Origin of the sequence: Posidoniimonas corsicana (assembly GCF_007859765.1) — a bacterium.
Classification (GTDB): Bacteria; Planctomycetota; Planctomycetia; order Pirellulales; family Lacipirellulaceae; genus Posidoniimonas; species Posidoniimonas corsicana.
Genome location: NZ_SIHJ01000001.1, coordinates 2972894 through 2989252 on the forward strand (window position 1 = coordinate 2972894; position 16359 = coordinate 2989252).

Sequence of the window (16359 nt, forward strand, 5' to 3'; positions counted from 1 at the left end):
CGGCATTCTCCTTTCGTTGGATTGACATATCGCAACCTTCCGATATAATGGAGTATCGAGCGAGGAACCCCATGACCGCACCCTCCGCCCGCAGCCGCGGGAAGAAGCTCCGACTGACCAATCTGGAAGCCCTCGGCCACGCCGCCGAGTGCCTCAAGACGCTGGCGCACCCGCACCGCCTGCGGATGGTGCAGATGCTGCTGCAGCGGGACTTCACCGTGGGCGAGCTGGCCGAGGCGTGCGAGATCCCCAGCCACATGGCGAGCGAGCACCTGCGGCTGATGCAGCGGTGCGGCCTGCTCACCAGCCAAAAGGAAGGCCGCCGGGTGTACTACCAAGTGGCCGAGGATCACCTGGCCAGCATCATGCAGTGCGTCGAGGCCCGATTCGGCGTCGGATAGCGGTCGGTCGCCTCTTTATTTGCCAGAATATATCGTTAACTTCCGATCTTACGACAGAAAGGAACAGCCCCATGCCTTCCACCATCCAACCAACGGCCCTCAAGGAGAAGCTGGCCAGCGGCGACGCGGTCCGCCTGATCGACGTCCGCACGCCGGCCGAGTTCCAGGAGGTGCACGTCGAGGGCGCGCGGAACGTGCCGCTCGACCGGCTCGACCCCGCGGAGCTTCCCTCGGGCGAGGGCCCGGTGTACTTCATCTGCAAGAGCGGCGCGCGGGGGCAGAAGGCCTGCCAGAAGTGCGAGGGCGCCGGGCTCGGCGAGGCGGTGAACGTCGAGGGCGGCACGCAGGCGTGCGTCGAGGCCGGGCTGCCGGTGGTCCGCGGCCAGCAGGTGATGTCGCTGGAGCGGCAGGTGCGGATCGCGGCCGGCACGCTGGTGGTGATCGGCACGACGCTAGGCGCGTTCGTGCACCCCTACTGGTTGGGCCTCCCCGGCTTTGTTGGCGCCGGACTGGTGTTCGCCGGCGTGACCGACACCTGCGGCATGGGCATGCTGCTGGCGCGGATGCCGTGGAACCAGCGCTGCGGCTCGTCCGCCAGCTAGCCCAGGCCGCCGACGTCAACTTACAACCGTTCCGACCAAGCCCGTTCAACGAGGGGCGACCTAACAGGGAGAGAAGAGCAATGTCCGCAGACACCCCAGGCCAGGTGAAGAAGATTGTGATCGTCGGCGGGGTTGCCGGCGGCGCGAGCGCCGCCGCCCGGGCGCGGCGGCTGAGCGAGTCGGCCGAGATCGTGATGATCGAACGCGGCGCCGACCCGTCGTTCGCCAACTGCGGCATGCCCTACTACGTGGGCGGCGAGATCGAGAGCCGCGACAAGCTGCTGGTCAGCCCGATCGAGCGGCTGCAGAAGCGGTACCGGCTGGACGTGCGGGTGCGGCAGTCGGTCGAGCGGATCGACCGCGTGAATAAGCAGGTCGAGGTCCGCGACCTAGTGACCGGCGAAACCTACACCGAGTCGTACGACAAGCTGATCCTGGCGCCCGGCGCGGCGCCGCTGCGGCCGCCGCTCCCCGGGATCGACCTGCCGGGCGTGCACACCCTCCGCAACCTGGACGACGCCGACCGGCTGCTGGCCGCGGCGCTGGGCGCCAAGCGGGCGGTGGTGATCGGCGGCGGGTTCATCGGCCTGGAGATGGCGGAGAACCTGGTCCGCCGCGGCATCCAGACCACCGTAGTCGAGCGGAACGGCCAGGTGCTCACGCCCTGGGACGCCGAGATGGTCGCGCCGATCGCCGCGCACCTGAAAGGGCAGGGCGTCGACCTGCGGCTGGGGGACTCGGCGGAGGCGTTCGAGCAGCAGGGCGATGGGCTGCGGGTGCGGCTGTCGTCCGGCGCGGAGCTGGACGCGGGCATGGTGCTGCTGAGCATCGGCGTGCGGCCGGAGAACGCGCTCGCCGCGGACGCGGGGCTCGAGATCGGCCCGCGGGGCGGCATCAAGACCTCGCCGCACATGCAGACCAACGACCCGCACATCTACGCCGTGGGCGACGCGGTCGAGACGACTGATGCGGTGACCGGCGAACCGACGCAGATCCCGCTCGCCGGCCCGGCCAACCGCCAGGGGCGCATCGCCGCCGACCACATCTTCGGCCGCGACTCCGCCTACCGCGGCACACAGGGGACCGCCGTGGTCGGTGTGTTTGAGATGACCGCCGCCATGACCGGGCTGAGCGAGAAGGCCTGCGCCCGGGACGGCGTGGCATTCGAGAAGGTCTACCTCCACCCGGCCAGCCACGCGGGCTACTACCCGGGCGCGGAGGGGATGAGCCTGAAGCTGCTGTTCTCGCCGTCCGACGGCCGCGTGCTGGGCGCGCAGGGCGTCGGCGGCGAGGGCGTGGACAAGCGTATCGACGTGCTGGCCATGGCGATCCAGGCCGGCATGACGGTGTACGACCTGGAAGAGGCCGAGCTGTGCTACGCGCCGCAGTACGGCTCGGCCAAGGACCCGGTCAACATGGCCGGCTTCATCGCCGCCGGCGTGCTCCGCGGCGACCAGCCCCTCACGCACGACCCGCCGACCGAGAACGCCGGCGTGCTGCTGGACGTCCGCACGCCCGGCGAGTTCGGCGCCGGGGCCATCGAGGGCGCCATCAACATCCCGCTCGAGCAGCTCCGCGACCGCACCGGCGAGCTGCCCCAGGGGCGGCCGATCGTCGCCTACTGCAAGGTGGGCCAACGCGGCTACATGGCCACGCGGCTGCTCAACCAGCTTGGGTTCGACGCGGTGAACCTCAGCGGCGGGTACTCGACCTACAAGCAGCGGGAGCAGGCGGCCGCGTTGGCCGGCGAGGAGTAGGGGCGTGGTCGGAAGGGTTGGTGCAGGACGCCGACGCACGTCCGGGATCTCGCGCTGGCAGTCGCGGCGTGCGTGGCATTCCATCCTTGCTCAGCGTTCGGTTCTGCTAGACTTAGGTTTCTGCCTAAGCACCATTGTTGATTAGACCTGCCGATCCATGTATTGGTGGGGAGCAACAAGTCCAGCCACCGACCGAATGGCCCGATAGCGATGAACCTGATTAAACCCTGCACCCTTGCCCTCTTCCTAGCGGCGTCCGGACTCACGGCTGCGGAGGAGCCTGCGTATGCGCCGCAGGCGCCCTTGGCCGCGCTCAACCTCCGCGATGGTGACGCCATCGTTTTCCTGGGCGACAGCATCACGCACCAATGCCTGTACACGCAGTACGTCGAGGACTACTTCTACACCCGATTCCCAAAGATGAGGCTCCGGCTGCACAACGCGGGGGTGGGGGGCTCGCGGGCCTGGGACGCGCATTTCCGGTTCGACCGGGACGTGGCGGCCTACCATCCAAAGTATGTCACGGTGCTCCTCGGGATGAACGATGGTCGGTACGCCGAGTACATCGACGACGTGTTCACCAGCTACAGCGGGGAGATGAATCGGCTCCTCGAGAGGATTGACGAATGCGGCGCGACCGCGATCCTGATGACGCCGACCATGTTCGACGCCCGCGCCAAGCGGATGCAGCCGCCCGGTGGGTTCATGGGGCCCAAGGCGGTCACCTTCTATAACTCGACGCTCGCCTACTACGGCGCCTGGCTGCGGGACACTGCCTGCGAGCGGGGGCTAGGATTCGTCGACCTTTGGGGGCCTCTGAACGAGATCACGATCAACGAGCGCAGGAAAGACCCGAGGTTCACCATGATCAAGGATTCGGTGCACCCGGATCCGGCGGGGCAGGTGGTGATGGCCGCCGCCATGATCGAAGACCTAGGCCTCCCGGAGATCGTTTCGCACATGAGTTTCAACCTCAAGGACGGCGCCTGGTCCTCCGTCTCAGAATCCGCCGACGTCTCCGAGTTGAAGGGCAGCGCGGACCGGCTTTCGTTCACATCGCTGGAACACTCCCTGCCCTGGGTGCTGCCGGAAGAGGCGCAGCTCGGCGTCGAACTGACCGATCTCAGCCAGCGGTTCGGCCGGGAAACATTGGTGGTGTCCGGGCTGCCGGCCGGGACCTACTCGGTTCAGATCGACGGTGAGGAGGTCACGCGCGCAACGGAGCAGGAGCTCCACGACGGACTCCCGCTGCACGCCCTGACCACCACGCCGCAGCACCAGCAGGCGGCGCAGGTCGCCGCCCTGAACAAGCAGCGGAACGAGGGGCCGGTAAAAACCCTCCGCAACGAATGGGGGGATTTCCAGTCGTGGAAGTACCTCCAGGCACAGGTCGAGAAGAACCCGAACGACGAAGCCGAGAAGCGGCGGCTGGCAGACGTGGAGAAGAAGATGCCCGGCATGGAGGAGCGGGTGAAGGCCGCCGAGGCCGCGGCGATGGCAATCGAAGACGAGATCTTCACCATCAACCAGCCCCGGCCGCATCGGTTCGCGATCCAGCCCGCGAGTGAGTGACCGCCCCTCGCGGGGCGGAGTCCCACAGCGCCTCACCCAGGCCTAACGCAAGAATCGACGCGGTGAACCCTAGCGGCGGGTACACAACTGACGAGCAGCGGGAGAAGTCGGATGCGTCGGCTGGGGAAGAGTAGGGGCGTGAACGAACGACTAGGCACAGGAGGGTTAAGCATTGGCAACATCATCCGGACCTTGAAAGCAGCGACGAGAGTACGAAGTCACTCGGGAAGATCGACCAATCTCCTACGTCGGAGAACTCGCCATAGCTCTCCGAACTGAAATCGTAACCCAAGCTGAATCCCTGAGAATCATCGCCCAGAATGACCCGCTGACTCTCCGTAGTGACTTGCGGGTAGATCTCGTCGGGATGGACTGGACCGCTGTAGACCATGTGTCCACTTGCTGCCGTTCCCCAACCGACCTCTCGTAGGTAGGCAAGATAGTCGACAGGAAGTGCCGGGTACACCTCGACCAACACGGCGATTTCGCAACTCGTCAATCGCTTACGCTCGTTCATAGTGCTAGAACATACCGGGTTTGGAAAATGAAGCGAGACTTGCTTCGGAGTGAAGTACCTGCGCGGTTGGGAGTGAGCCTATAGCCGCGGAGGCACGCGAGCTATCCGCACGATTGCGACTCTTTGGCATGCATCTCCGAATCGCCCGCCGGCGTGTCTGGATGCGTCCCCACCGCAAGGCACACCATTGACCGTAAAGACCCGCCGCGCGACCGAATCCGACGCGAAGGCCCTGGCGGAGCTGCTGCTGGCCGTCCACGGCATCCATGTGCGGGGCAATCCGGACGTCTATCGCGAGCTCTCCCGCGACGCGGCCGAGGCGATCGTGCTCGGGAAGCTGGCGGCGGGCGAGCGTGTCCGCGTCGCGGAGCTGGACAACGAGATCGCCGGGTACTGCGCCGCCACCATCCAAACGGCGCCGGCAATCCCGCTACTACAGCCCCGACGCTCCCTCTACCTCAATGAGGTCGTGGTGAGGCCGCAGAGCCGCAAACGGGGCGTGGGGCGGGCCCTGCTCGAGGACCTCCAGGCCTTCGCACGGCGGGAAGGCGTCCACGACATCGAGCTGGACGTGGCAAGCTTCAACCCGGAAGCGAGGGCGTTCTTCGCGGCGTTCGGCTTTCAAGTCCTGCGGGAGCGGATGGGTATGAGCGCTGATTCGTGAGCGAACCCATGGGGGGATGCTGCTCGGTGATCAAGCTCTCACGGCGCCGTGTCGACAACGACTCTACCGCGGACGGGTGAGGTGGTGAAAGATCGCAACAGGTAGAGCGGCGATCAGGCTGATCCAGAACGCCAATGCACCGCCCCAGGGAACGATTGGCAAAGACCACCACCGCATTCCAGAGAAAGGGCCGTCGAACACGAACCACATCAAGAACAGCAACAGCGTCGTGCCTACCGTAATCAGGAGCGTGTCGGTGAGGTACTGCTGCCTGGCGCCGTGCACGATCAGCGAGACCGGGATCAGCAGGCAACCGACCAGTGCGACTATCAATCCCGGGCCGGCGTAGACCATCGATAGCGGCAGCATGAGTTGGTCCGTTCAAACTACGGTAAAGCCTGCACTGCTACGCGTCCACGCTTTGGTGAGCGTGCAGTCGAGCTGGAGTACAACCCGCCATCCAACCGCATCCTGCCCGGACCTACTTCCGTCACTGCGGCTATCGCTAAACTTACGAGGCCGCGATCTAGTCCGCGAGTGTAAGCCCGACTGGCGTTCGCGTTCGTCCGTCAAAGTCAATTGCAATAGTGCCGTCGCCGTTCCTCTCGCCCGCAGCGGACGACCAATAGATCGAGAAATCAGATTGGGAACATACGATGTGAGGATCAGATAGGTCGTCAATATACGCGATAGAACGCTGCTGCTTTACGGATTCGAAGTACGCCAGCGACACAGCGATCAATGAGTCGACATCAGATGCAATGTTGGCGAGCAAGCCGCGCGCCTCAGCATTGTAATCAGGCCTATCTACGGAGATATCAACATCCCCGTAGGCTGTGTCCCAAGTTGCACCAAAGTAGTCTCCGCGGTCTTCAAGCTCAGGCATCGGCAATTCCATGGAAGTCAGACAGATCCGTACACTCCGACTCAAACTTGAGAGGCCTTCGACTTAATCCAGCAGAGTGTTACCGACTCACCGGGCGAACACCCCAACGGTGGTGTGCATCACGCTCGGAGAACCAGAGGGCCAAGAAGAGCACCGGTGTGCGACGCCTGGTCAGCTCGAACACGCATCCCACAAGAGTTTCGATGCCGCATCACGCCCCACCGGCCCCTTCACGGATCTCGGTCGACGAAACGTCCGCGCGGAACACGTCCTCCGACACGCCGTCGCAGATGGCGGTCAGCGCCGGCGGAAGGCCCAGGTCGTCGAGCGTGACGAACTCGTCGTCGAACGCGCGGCCGAACACCAGGAACCGGCAGCCGCAGTCGGCGATGTGGTCGAGGGCGTCGTCGCGGAGGGTGACGTTCTCGTCGTAGTAGTCCTCATCGGCGATGCGGATCAGCGTGTCGATGCCCACCACGAACACCGCGCCGGGGAGCAGGGTCGCCTTCTCGACGAAGGTGGGGGCGAGCGTCACCAGGCAGGGGCGGCCGTTCAACTGCGCCGTGCGGCGGGCGACCTCCACGTAGTCCAGCGGCGGCTTGTCGACGTTCTCCATCGACAGCTCGAACGTGACCGGCTGGCCGGTGATCGCCTCGGCGGCGGTCGCCATCGCCAGGTGACCCTCGTGCAGCGGGTTGAACGCGCCGGGGAACACCACCGCGGGCGCGGGCGTGCCGGGCTGGCCGTCGCGGCCCATGCCGTGCCGCCAGGCGACGTCGGTCCCCAGCCGGGGCCACTCGGCCGGCGCCTGCTGCACGGCGCGGCTAATCGACTCGCCGGTCCGCAGCAGCGGCGCGGCGAGCACGGCGGGCAGCCCGGCGGCCTCGAGCGCGGCGTCCAGCACCAACGCGGCCGCGACCTGTTCCTCCTCGGCGCGGGTCCGGGCGCCCTTGGTCAGCTCGAGCGAGTACACCGCGGTCCGGTCGGCCGACTGTGCCGCGACGTGCACCCGGTGCGGGCCGCGCTTCTCGCGGTCCGAGGCCAGGCTCGCCGTGCAGGCGACGCCGTGCACCCGCTCGTCGGGCTCGACCAGGTTGTTGGCGATGTCGAACGCCTCGACCGCCATGCGGCGGGCGGTCTGCTCGGTGCAGCGGATGGGGCGGTCCCAGTCGCGGAGGTAGTCCTGCAGGGCCTCCTCCAGGTACGGAACGTAGGCCGACAGCAGCGTGCGCGACGCGCCCGGCGTGGCGAGCAGCCGGCTCACGGCGCCGCTGCCGCCGCCCGTCACGGCCAGCACCAGTCGGTCGGGGGCGTCGTGCAGCTGCTGGATGGGGTTCGGTTCGCTGGTGTCGGCCATGGGGACGTTCGGCGGCGGCTCGCGGGGTCGTGATTCGGCAACATGAAGCCGTTTGGCAACACGCCATTGTGGACTGCGAGGCGCCGCGGCGACACCCTCCGCGTCGATTTCGCCGTGCAGCCCGCACAACCGCTGCGGCCGTACCGGCGGCGGCGGATTGGCACAGGGGCTGCAACCGACTCCCCACAGCAACGAAAGCCCAGGCCCTCAACACCCGGCGTTCTATGGCATCCGTCACCGAGATCAACGACATCCACTCCCTCGGCGCCTACCGCATGACGTGGAACGCGCTGTTCGCCGAGACGCCGGACGCAACGTTCTTCCAGACCTTCGACTGGCTGAGCATCTACTGGCAGCACTTCGGCGAGGAGATGAAGCTGCGGGTGCTGGTGGTCGAGGCGGGAGGGCGGACCATCGGCATCGTGCCGCTGTGCGTCAAGACGCAGTGGCACAAGCTCGGCCCCTTGCGGACCCTCTGCTACCCGCTGGACGGCTGGGGAAACGTGTTCGGGCCGATCGGCGCCAACCCGGCGGCCACCATGGCGATCGCGATGAAGCACATCGCCAAGTCGCGCCGCGACTGGGACCGCATCGAGCTCGACTGGATCGCCCACGAATCGGCCGACCGCGGGCGCTCGCAGCGGGCCATGGAGCTGGCCGGCATGCAGCCGACCATGGAGCCCAGCGCCGCGACCTCCGTCATCGACCTGCCGGGTTCGTTCGAGGAGTACCTGGCGAGCCGGAGCTCGAAGTTCCGGCACGAGGTGCGGCGGCACATCCGGCGGGCGATCGACGCCCCCACCGCCCGCTACCTGCGCTGCCGCCCGCGTCCCGCCAGCCAGGGCGACGGCGGCCCCAACTGGGACATGTTCGAGCGGTGCCTGGAGATCGCGCGGGCGAGCTGGCAGTCCAACTCGTCGGACGGCAACACGCTGTGCCACGGCGAGTACGAGGGTTTCTACCGCGACACCCACGCCGCCGCCGCGCGGCTAGGGATGCTCGACATGAACGTGCTGTTCGTCGAGGACCGCGCGGTGGCGTTCAACTACAACTACGTCTGCCGCGGACGCGTGATGGGTCTGCGGATGGGCTACGACCCGCAGCACGCCCCCAAGGGCGCCGGCTTGGCGCTGGTCGCCATGCTGGTCCGCGACGGCTGCGACCAGGGCGACGTGCAGGTCGACCTGGGGATCGGCGGGCAGGACTTCAAGCGGCGGCTCCGCACGGGCGAGTGCCCCACCCACCGGCTAGTGCACACGCCGCGCGGCTCCTGGCGTTCCCAGGCGGTCCGCCTAGGTCACTGGATCCGCCAGGGCCGCAAGACTGCCTAGAGGGGCCCACTTCTAGAGGGGACCCGTTCTTAGAGAGGCCAGTCGCGGAGGATCCGCTCGGTCTCTTCGGAGTGGCCGCTCTCGTCGCGGACCATGTCCTCCAGCTGGACCGCCAGGCCCTTGTCGCCGTACTCGTCGGCCTGCTGGGCGCGGGTCGTGTAGTCGGCGGTCGCCTTGTTCTCGGCGGCCAGCACGGCCTCGAGCATCTCGCGGTTGGTGCCCGCGGCCGGGACCGGCCGGGCGGTGGTGCAGGGCTCGCCGCCGAGCGCGACCACCTTGTTCGCCAGGTACTGGGCGTGGAGCTGCTCGTCGGCGACCTCCTTGAGGAAGAAGTCGACCAGCTGCGGGCGGTACGGCCCGGTCGCCTTGGCGGCGTAGGTAATGTACTGAACGATGGCCCCGAGCTCTCCGGCCAGGTCCTCGTTGAGGTTCTTGATGAGGGTCTCTTTGTCCATGTTTGAGCCTGTTTCTGTGGGGACTGTCTTGCTTACCCCATCATTCTAGCGCTCCGACATGCGTCGACTACTGGCGCCCCACGCATGCCACGCATGCACGAGGTGCATCACAGGGCGCGGTCGTAGACGCGGTAGGTCTTGTACTTGGGCGCCCCGCCTTTTTCCAGCGTCTTGCGGGAGAGGTCGTTGGTCTCCAGCACCCAGGAGAACTCGCACTCCTCCAGCCCGTACTCGAGCCCCGGGTAGACCATTCCTAGTGCGAGCACCAGCCCCACGCCCCAGCCCTGGTACTTGGGCAGCACATTGGTGCTCACCACGCGGATCCGCTTGATCGACCGCTTGTTGTACAAGAGCCGCATGAAGCCGAAGGGGAACAGCTTGCCGTCGATCTTCTTGATGCGGGGGTTGTAGTCCAGCAGGCCGAACATCACGCCGATCGGCTCGCCCTCAACCTCGGCGACGATCGCCAGCTCGGGCACGATCAGGTGCTTGAGGTCCTTGGCCATATGCAGCAGCTCGCTGCGCGACATCGGCACGTAGCCCCAGGTGTTGGTGAGCGCCTCGTTGTAGATGCGGAGGAAGGTCTCGACCTCCTGGGCGAACCGCTTGCCGTCCATCGGGCGGACGGTGATGCCGAACCGCTCGCGGATGGTCTCGTCCATCCGCATCAGCTTCTTCTGGTCCTTGAGGTTCTTGAGGATGCTGATGTCGCCGCCGAAGGCGTACAGGTCCTGCGACTTCGCCAGCCCCCAGTCCTCAAACAACCGCTCGTAGTACGGCAGGTTGTGGGTCATCATGAAGTAGGGCGGGGTCTGGAAGCCGTCGATCAGCAGGCCCCACTCGTAGTTGATCGATGGGTCCGCCGGCCCCCGCACCGAGTCCATGCCCTTGCCGCGGAGCCACTCGGCCGCGGCGTCCAGCAGCGCGCCGCTGACCTCCGCATCGTCGACGCTCTCGAAGAAGCCGAAGAACCCCAGCTTGTCGTCGTGGAACTCGTTGTGGGCGTGGTTGACGATCGCCAGCACACGCCCCACCGGCCGCCCGTCCCGCACCGCGAGGAACGCCTGCGACTCGGCGGCGTCGTAGAACGGGTGCTTGCCGAAGCCGCTCAGCAGCTTCTGGTTCTGGCGCAGCGGCGGCATCCAGTTGGGATCCTCCCGGTTGATCTCCCAGGGCAGGTTGAGGAACTGCTTCTGCTGCTTTCCGGAGCTGACAGGGACGACTTCGATCTGGGGCATGCGGCCGTTGGTTGCTGTGGCTGGAGAAGGCTGGTTTCTGCCGAGCGACCTTGCGTAGGGCCGCCGGTGATGCGAGTTTAACGACTTCCCCCAGCCACCCCCAGCACCCCAACGGAATTTGACGATGCCAACCGCACTGGTCACCGGCGCCAGCGGGTTTATCGGGCCGCGGCTGGTGATGCGGCTGCAGTCCGCCGGGCACGACGTGGCGTGCCTGGTGCGGCCGACCTCCAAGACCGAGCGGCTCGAGGCGCTCGGCGTGCGCCTCGTGCGGGGCGACGTGACCGACCCGGCCGGGCTGCCCGCGGCGCTCGACGGCGTCGACCACGTGTACCACCTGGCGGGCCGCACCCACGCGCGGTCGCTCGCCGAGTTCCTGGCGGTCAACGAGCAGGGGACCACCAACCTGATGAAGGCCTGCGCCGCGCGCGAGTCGCCGCCCACCGTGCTGGCGGTCAGCTCGCTGGCCGCCGCCGGGCCCTCGGCGCCCGGCAGGCCGCACACGGAGTCCGACCCGCCCGAGCCGATCTCGCTGTACGGCCGCAGCAAGCTGGCCGGCGAGCTCGCCGCGCGGCGGTTCGCTGCCGTGGTGCCGCTGTCCATCCTCCGCCCGCCCGTGGTGTTCGGCCCCGGCGACCGGGACGGGCTCAATTTGTTCTTGGGTCTAAAGTACTCGCGCCTGCACCTGGTGCCGCAGCGCAAGGGGCTGCCGCTTTCGCTTGTGCACGCCGACGACCTGGCCGAGGCCATGGCGCTGGCGGTCGAACGCGGCGAGCGTGTGCCGGCCGACGGCGAAGCTGACGACTCCACCAACCGCGGCGCCGGCGTGTACTACGCGGCCGACCCGGCGGTCAGCTCCTGGGCCGAAGCGGGCCTCCTGGCCGCGGCCGGCCTGGGCATCCGGGTGCTGGTGATCCGGCTCCGCAAGTACCCGTTCCTGATCCCCGCCGCGGCGGGCGAGCTGATGGGCCGCCTCACCGGCAAGCCGACGCTGTTCGGGTTCGACAAGCTCCGCGAGGCGTCCGCCACCGGCTGGGTCTGCAGCGTGGAGAAGGCGGCCGAGCAGCTCGACTTCCGCTGCCAGGCCACGCTCGCCGACCGCTACCGCCAGACCGCCGAATGGTACCGGTCCGAGGGCTGGATCTAGCCTCGCGGGAGCCACGAAACTCGCCTTGCCCGGTTTGGCCCCGCGGCCTACACTCCGGCCCCTATCCTCACAGGCGGCGCCGGCCCCCCGCGGGCGCCAGCACACGGCTCGGTAATCTGGGAAAGGATTCCCCCATGCTGTTCGACCCACGCACATTCGTTTCGCAGGTGGCAGACCTGCACGCCCAGGCGGTCGCCCGCTGGCACAACCAGCCGCTGGACAACCCCTACACCGGCGTGATGGCGGTGGTCTGCCAGCAGCACCAGTTCAACTTCCAGCTGTGGCACGAGGAGGACATCGCCCGCGACCCGGACGTGGGCGACGACCGCATCGCCCAGGTGAAGCGCGCCATCGACGGCTTCAACCAGCAGCGCAACGACTGGATCGAGCGGATCGACGAGACCTTCATCCAGATGCTGACGACCGGCGGCGTCTGCTCGAAAGCCGACGCCCGACTCAACACCGAGACCCCCGGCAGCGCCGTGGACCGGCTGTCGATCATGACCCTGCGGATCTACCACCTCCGCGAGGAGCTGGACCGCGACGACATCGACGACCTGCACATCGCCAAGGTGCAGGAGAAGCTCCGCCGCTGCGGCGTGCAGCACGCGGACCTGTCGCAGTCGCTCAGCGAGCTGCTGCTGGCCATTTTCTCCGGCGAGAAGATCCTGAAGGTCTACCGCCAGATGAAGATGTACAACGACCCGACGCTCAACCCGCAGCTCTATCGCAAGGCCGGCTGAGCCGCGGCGTCGACAACCAGACTCCCCCCTGCCCCGCCCCCGTGCGGGGCTTTTTTTTCTGCGCCGCAGCCGACCGGCATACTGCGCGTCCAAGCGCCTGCCGAGCCCGCCAACCACCGGTTGCCGCCGGCGGCTAGAGCGTCCCAAGGCTAGTCCACCGTGTTGGGGTTGCTGAACCGCTCGCGGCGGAGGGTCATCGAGCCGGACACGCTCTTGTTCTCGAAGAACAGCGGCGTGACCCAGCTGTTGCTGTTCAGCGGCACCGTGACCGACACCGTGACGTCGTCGGTGTCGTCGTCGATGACCGCCGGGGCGACGTCGATCTGGGCGCCCACCGCGAACACCGTGTCGAGCACCCACTGCGCCGCCTGGCGGCAGTCGTCGGCGGTGGCGCCGGGCACGATGCCGCGGCGGCTCCCCTCGTACACGGCGTTCTCAACGCTCTGGCGGATCATGTTCACCCGCGAGAACTCCAGCGACGCGAAGAAGATCATAAACAGCACCGGCGCGCAGAACGCGAACTCGACAATCGCGGCGCCCTGCCGGCTGCGCCGGCGTGCTCGACTCTGCATGGGGTGTGCCTCCCGGGCGGCGCGCGGCGGCGCGGCGGCGCCGACACGGCCGGGCTGTTGACTAGTCGGTGAAGACGACCGGCAGCGTCAGGGCGATCTCCTCGAAGATCTCCTGCAGCCGCTGGGCGTTCGGGGCGATGTAGTGGTTGCCGTCGGTCGCGTCGGCGATGGCCTGCATCTCGTCGGGGTTGGCCTCGCCGAAGGTGATGGTGTGGATGATGATGTCCTGCTCGGCCGCCTGCGGCGCCACCTGACGCGGCTGTACGCCTTCGGTGTAGGCGCCGTCGCTCATCAGCACCATCGTCTTGGCCGCGTAGGGCCGGGCGTTGCCGGAGGTGAGCACGTCGACCCCCTTGAGGATGCCGGCGGCGATGTTGGTCATGCCGTTGAACGATTTGCCGGAGATCGACTGCATGCCGGCGGTGACGACCGTGTGGTCCTCGCTGATGGGCGCGTCGATGTCGGCCTGGCTCCAGTAGCCGCAGTAGCCGCCAATGGGGTTGCTGCCGTAGGACACCAGCCCGACGTGCTCCGTCTGGGGCGTCTGCTCCAACGCGTCAATGAACCGCTGCACCGCTACCGACAACGCGCCCCACCGGCTCTGCGACATGTTGGGCGTCTGGCAGAAGCGCGAGTCGCGGGTCGACATCGTCGGCGAAGTGTCGTCCAGGTAGAGCTTCATCGAACTGGAGCGGTCAACCACCAGGCAGATGTCGCGGTCCAGCCGCACGACCGTGGCGGCCTGGATCGGCTCGAAGTCGAACACGTTGAACACCCGCCCGAAGAAGATCGGCACGCTGCCGGACAGCGAGTCCCGGGTGCGGCGGCCAAACACGCGGACCGCGTTCACCGGCGACCCTTCGGGCGTGAACGCCCACGCGCCGTTGGCCTGCTGCGAGGACCGGCCGAAGATGATGTCGGGGTCGTCCAGCAGCAGCGGCGCGCCGGCCACGTGGTTCAGCTGCGCGATGTCCTTGGCCTGCTGCCGGGCGTACTCGATGTCCTGCTGGCGGGACAGCCCCTCGCCCGCGGCGCGGGCGGCGGCGTCGGTGGCGGCGCGCAGCTTGGCCTTGCAGAGCTGCATGTACGACACGTCCAGCGAGAAGGCGACCGTCGCCATGAAGACGATCATCATCGTGGCCGCGAGCACTACGATGACGCCCCGGCGGCGGCGGGCCCGGGGGTCGGTTGTTGTCGACTCTGTCGTGTTGCCCATACGGCTTCTCACTTTGCTGGCGCCCGCGGGGACCGTCCTCGCTCTCCAGGGGCTGTGCCGGGTAGATCACTCCTTAACCATGGTGGTGCTCGCGGTCATCGTCTGCCCGCCGTAGAACCAGGGCGGCAGCAACGCGTTGGCGTCGCACGGCGCCGACACCGTGACGGTGATGGGCGTGCCCTTGGGCGTGGTCATGACGTTGGCCCGGTTGATGTTCACGCTCGCGCCGGCCACCGCCCTATCGGTGATGATCTCGGTGCAGCGGTCGTGGACGTCGGCGTTGGTGCTGTCGTAGTTGATCGCCACGCGCACCGCCTCGTAGCTGGCGATTGTCAGGCTGTGGTTCAGGAACATCATGGTGCAGGCCTCGATCGAGGCGAGCACCAGCATCGCCAGCAGCGGGAGGCAGATGGCCAGTTCCGCGACGGCGGCGCCGTGGCGGGGTGGGCGCGGATGTCCTGGCGTGCGGGCCATGGCGCATCGTCCTCCGGTGAAGAAAAGGCGTGACGCGGGCGGCGCGGATGTCCGGCTCCCCGCGTGTGGTCTCGAAAAGGTCGCCGGCGGGCAGGTTCCGTCTCCGCGCAACCCGGCTATCTAAAACATAGGTCGGATTCCGAGAGCGGGCGGCGAATTCTGGCGCCACGGTCGATTGCCCCCGCCAACACCCCTCAGCCCGACGGCGTCCCACCCGTTGCGACGGCGTCTGTCAAGGCGTGCGGGTTGAACGGGATGCGGGGACCAGCGAACCAGCCCTGGGGACGGCGCCCCGCCTGGCCGAAGAGAACAGTGGCAAGAAGCCGGTGCGCGCAGCGTGCGCGAAGAAGGATCGGAACCCAACCAGCCGGGGTCGAGGCAATGAGAACCGTCTACAGCCTCCTCAGGGCCGCGCCGCTGCTGGCGGTCACCGCCCTCTGCCCTTCGGCGTGCTTCGCGCAGCTCTTCGAGTTCTGCGACGACTTCACCAAGCCGTGGTGCTGCCAACGCGACCCGTTCGAGGAGCGGATCGAGACCGAGCGGCACGACTTCACCCAGTCCGCAGTGACGGTAGGGCGGGGCATCGTGCAGTTTGAAGGCGGCTACTCGTACTTCCACAAAGAGACCGACGACGAACGCGAGTCGGCCCACACCACGCCCGAGATGCTGCTGCGGGTGGGGCTGACCGAGGACATCGAGTTCCGCCTGCGCTACAACCACACCTGGGTGTTCGTTGAGGACGAAGAGGACCGGATCGGGTCGGAAGACCTGCGGTTCGCGTTCAAACTACAACTCACCCGCCAGCCCGAGGCAGGCTTCCTGCCGACCAGCGCCGTGGAGATCCGCGGCCTCGCGCCGACTGGCGGCGAAGCCTTCACCACCGACAAGGCGGAGTTCAGTCTCGACTACATCTACCAGTGGGAGTTGTGCGAGGGCGTGACGTTTGCCGCCTCGACCGGCTTCGGCACCAACGGGTTCGGCGACTTCGGCCTGCTCCCGGACGAGCCGACGAACGAGAACTTCAACATCCTCAGCCAGTCGGCCGTGCTCGGGAGCGAGCTGTCCGAGTCGAACACCATCTACTTCGAGTGGTACGGCATCTTCTCCGACGGGCTGGAGGACGAATTCGTGGTGTCCGTGTTCAACATCGGCGTCGACCACTACGTGACCGACAACTTCGTCCTCGACATCCGCGCCGGCGTCGGCCTGTCGGACGACTCGGACGACTTCTTCGCCGGCGTGGGCGGCGGCTACCGCTTCTAGAACGGCGTTCGGTCGACTGGTCGCTCGGCGACCAACGGCGACCGCCGCAGAGGTTCGGCTTGCCGCGTCGTGATCCCGACCAACCGGCCCAACCCAATCAGCCCGCGTGACCGCATTCTGCGGCCCGCGATCGGCCGTAATCTACCCTTCCGGCGCCAATTGAA

At 67.3% G+C, this 16359-nt stretch carries 17 protein-coding genes; 9 read left to right on the forward strand and 8 right to left on the reverse strand.

What is annotated here, in order from left to right:
* Window positions 1-71 precede the first annotated feature (71 nt).
* From KOR34_RS11415 to KOR34_RS11435, 5 genes are all read left to right on the forward strand, one after another.
* Complete coding sequence (locus KOR34_RS11415) at window positions 72-401, forward strand: ArsR/SmtB family transcription factor (RefSeq protein WP_146564710.1); 330 nt, start codon at window positions 72-74, stop codon at window positions 399-401.
* Window positions 402-472: 71 nt separating this feature from the next.
* Window positions 473-1003, forward strand: a complete 531-nt coding sequence (locus tag KOR34_RS11420; protein ID WP_146564711.1) for a rhodanese-like domain-containing protein — start codon at window positions 473-475, stop codon at window positions 1001-1003.
* An 80-nt stretch (window positions 1004-1083) separates the two neighbouring features.
* Window positions 1084-2760, forward strand: a complete 1677-nt coding sequence (locus tag KOR34_RS11425) for an FAD-dependent oxidoreductase (protein ID WP_146564712.1) — start codon at window positions 1084-1086, stop codon at window positions 2758-2760.
* Between the two features lie 210 nt (window positions 2761-2970).
* Window positions 2971-4332, forward strand: coding sequence for an SGNH/GDSL hydrolase family protein (locus KOR34_RS11430; protein WP_146564713.1), 1362 nt, complete (start codon window positions 2971-2973; stop codon window positions 4330-4332).
* A gap of 704 nt (window positions 4333-5036) precedes the next feature.
* Window positions 5037-5513 carry a GNAT family N-acetyltransferase gene (locus KOR34_RS11435; RefSeq protein ID WP_197531334.1) on the forward strand — a complete coding sequence of 159 codons (477 nt, stop codon included), beginning with the start codon at window positions 5037-5039 and terminating at the stop codon, window positions 5511-5513.
* A 63-nt stretch (window positions 5514-5576) separates the two neighbouring features.
* Here the strand turns inward: KOR34_RS11435 and KOR34_RS11440 are convergent, their stop codons facing one another.
* From KOR34_RS11440 to KOR34_RS11450, 3 genes are all read right to left on the reverse strand, one after another.
* The gene (locus KOR34_RS11440) at window positions 5577-5882 is read right to left on the reverse strand and encodes a hypothetical protein (RefSeq protein ID WP_146564715.1); all 306 of its coding nucleotides are present in this window, start codon (window positions 5880-5882) and stop codon (window positions 5577-5579) included.
* Between the two features lie 157 nt (window positions 5883-6039).
* Complete coding sequence (locus KOR34_RS11445; protein ID WP_146564716.1) at window positions 6040-6399, reverse strand: hypothetical protein; 360 nt, start codon at window positions 6397-6399, stop codon at window positions 6040-6042.
* Window positions 6400-6610: 211 nt separating this feature from the next.
* Window positions 6611-7756, reverse strand: coding sequence for a hypothetical protein (locus tag KOR34_RS11450; RefSeq protein WP_146564717.1), 1146 nt, complete (start codon window positions 7754-7756; stop codon window positions 6611-6613).
* A 224-nt stretch (window positions 7757-7980) separates the two neighbouring features.
* On the opposite strand from KOR34_RS11450, the gene KOR34_RS11455 reads away from it, so the two are divergent.
* Complete coding sequence (locus KOR34_RS11455) at window positions 7981-9087, forward strand: GNAT family N-acetyltransferase (protein ID WP_146564718.1); 1107 nt, start codon at window positions 7981-7983, stop codon at window positions 9085-9087.
* A 29-nt stretch (window positions 9088-9116) separates the two neighbouring features.
* Here the strand turns inward: KOR34_RS11455 and KOR34_RS11460 are convergent, their stop codons facing one another.
* Both KOR34_RS11460 and KOR34_RS11465 read right to left on the reverse strand, forming a co-directional pair.
* Entirely contained in the window at window positions 9117-9542 is a 426-nt protein-coding gene (locus KOR34_RS11460; protein ID WP_146564719.1) for a ferritin-like domain-containing protein, read from the reverse strand.
* Between the two features lie 107 nt (window positions 9543-9649).
* Window positions 9650-10780: an N-acetyltransferase gene (locus KOR34_RS11465; RefSeq protein ID WP_146564720.1), complete on the reverse strand. Its 1131-nt coding sequence runs from the start codon at window positions 10778-10780 to the stop codon at window positions 9650-9652.
* A gap of 124 nt (window positions 10781-10904) precedes the next feature.
* Between KOR34_RS11465 and KOR34_RS11470 the strand changes: the two genes are divergently transcribed.
* Window positions 10905-11927 (forward strand): NAD-dependent epimerase/dehydratase family protein, encoded by a 1023-nt coding sequence (locus KOR34_RS11470; protein WP_146564721.1) that lies wholly within the window; start codon window positions 10905-10907, stop codon window positions 11925-11927.
* 134 nt (window positions 11928-12061) lie between these two features.
* A complete protein-coding gene (locus KOR34_RS11475; RefSeq protein WP_146564722.1) occupies window positions 12062-12670 on the forward strand; it encodes a DUF4254 domain-containing protein in 609 nt (202 codons plus the stop codon).
* A gap of 149 nt (window positions 12671-12819) precedes the next feature.
* Here the strand turns inward: KOR34_RS11475 and KOR34_RS11480 are convergent, their stop codons facing one another.
* The 3 genes from KOR34_RS11480 to KOR34_RS11490 form a co-directional block, all read right to left on the reverse strand.
* Window positions 12820-13242: a TadE/TadG family type IV pilus assembly protein gene (locus KOR34_RS11480; protein ID WP_146564723.1), complete on the reverse strand. Its 423-nt coding sequence runs from the start codon at window positions 13240-13242 to the stop codon at window positions 12820-12822.
* Between the two features lie 61 nt (window positions 13243-13303).
* Window positions 13304-14458: a VWA domain-containing protein gene (locus KOR34_RS11485; protein ID WP_146564724.1), complete on the reverse strand. Its 1155-nt coding sequence runs from the start codon at window positions 14456-14458 to the stop codon at window positions 13304-13306.
* A 66-nt stretch (window positions 14459-14524) separates the two neighbouring features.
* The gene (locus tag KOR34_RS11490; protein WP_146564725.1) at window positions 14525-14932 is read right to left on the reverse strand and encodes a TadE/TadG family type IV pilus assembly protein; all 408 of its coding nucleotides are present in this window, start codon (window positions 14930-14932) and stop codon (window positions 14525-14527) included.
* Window positions 14933-15313: 381 nt separating this feature from the next.
* Here KOR34_RS11490 and KOR34_RS11495 point away from each other — a divergent pair, with 381 nt between their 5' ends.
* Window positions 15314-16195, forward strand: coding sequence for a transporter (locus KOR34_RS11495; protein WP_197531335.1), 882 nt, complete (start codon window positions 15314-15316; stop codon window positions 16193-16195).
* Window positions 16196-16359 lie beyond the last annotated feature (164 nt).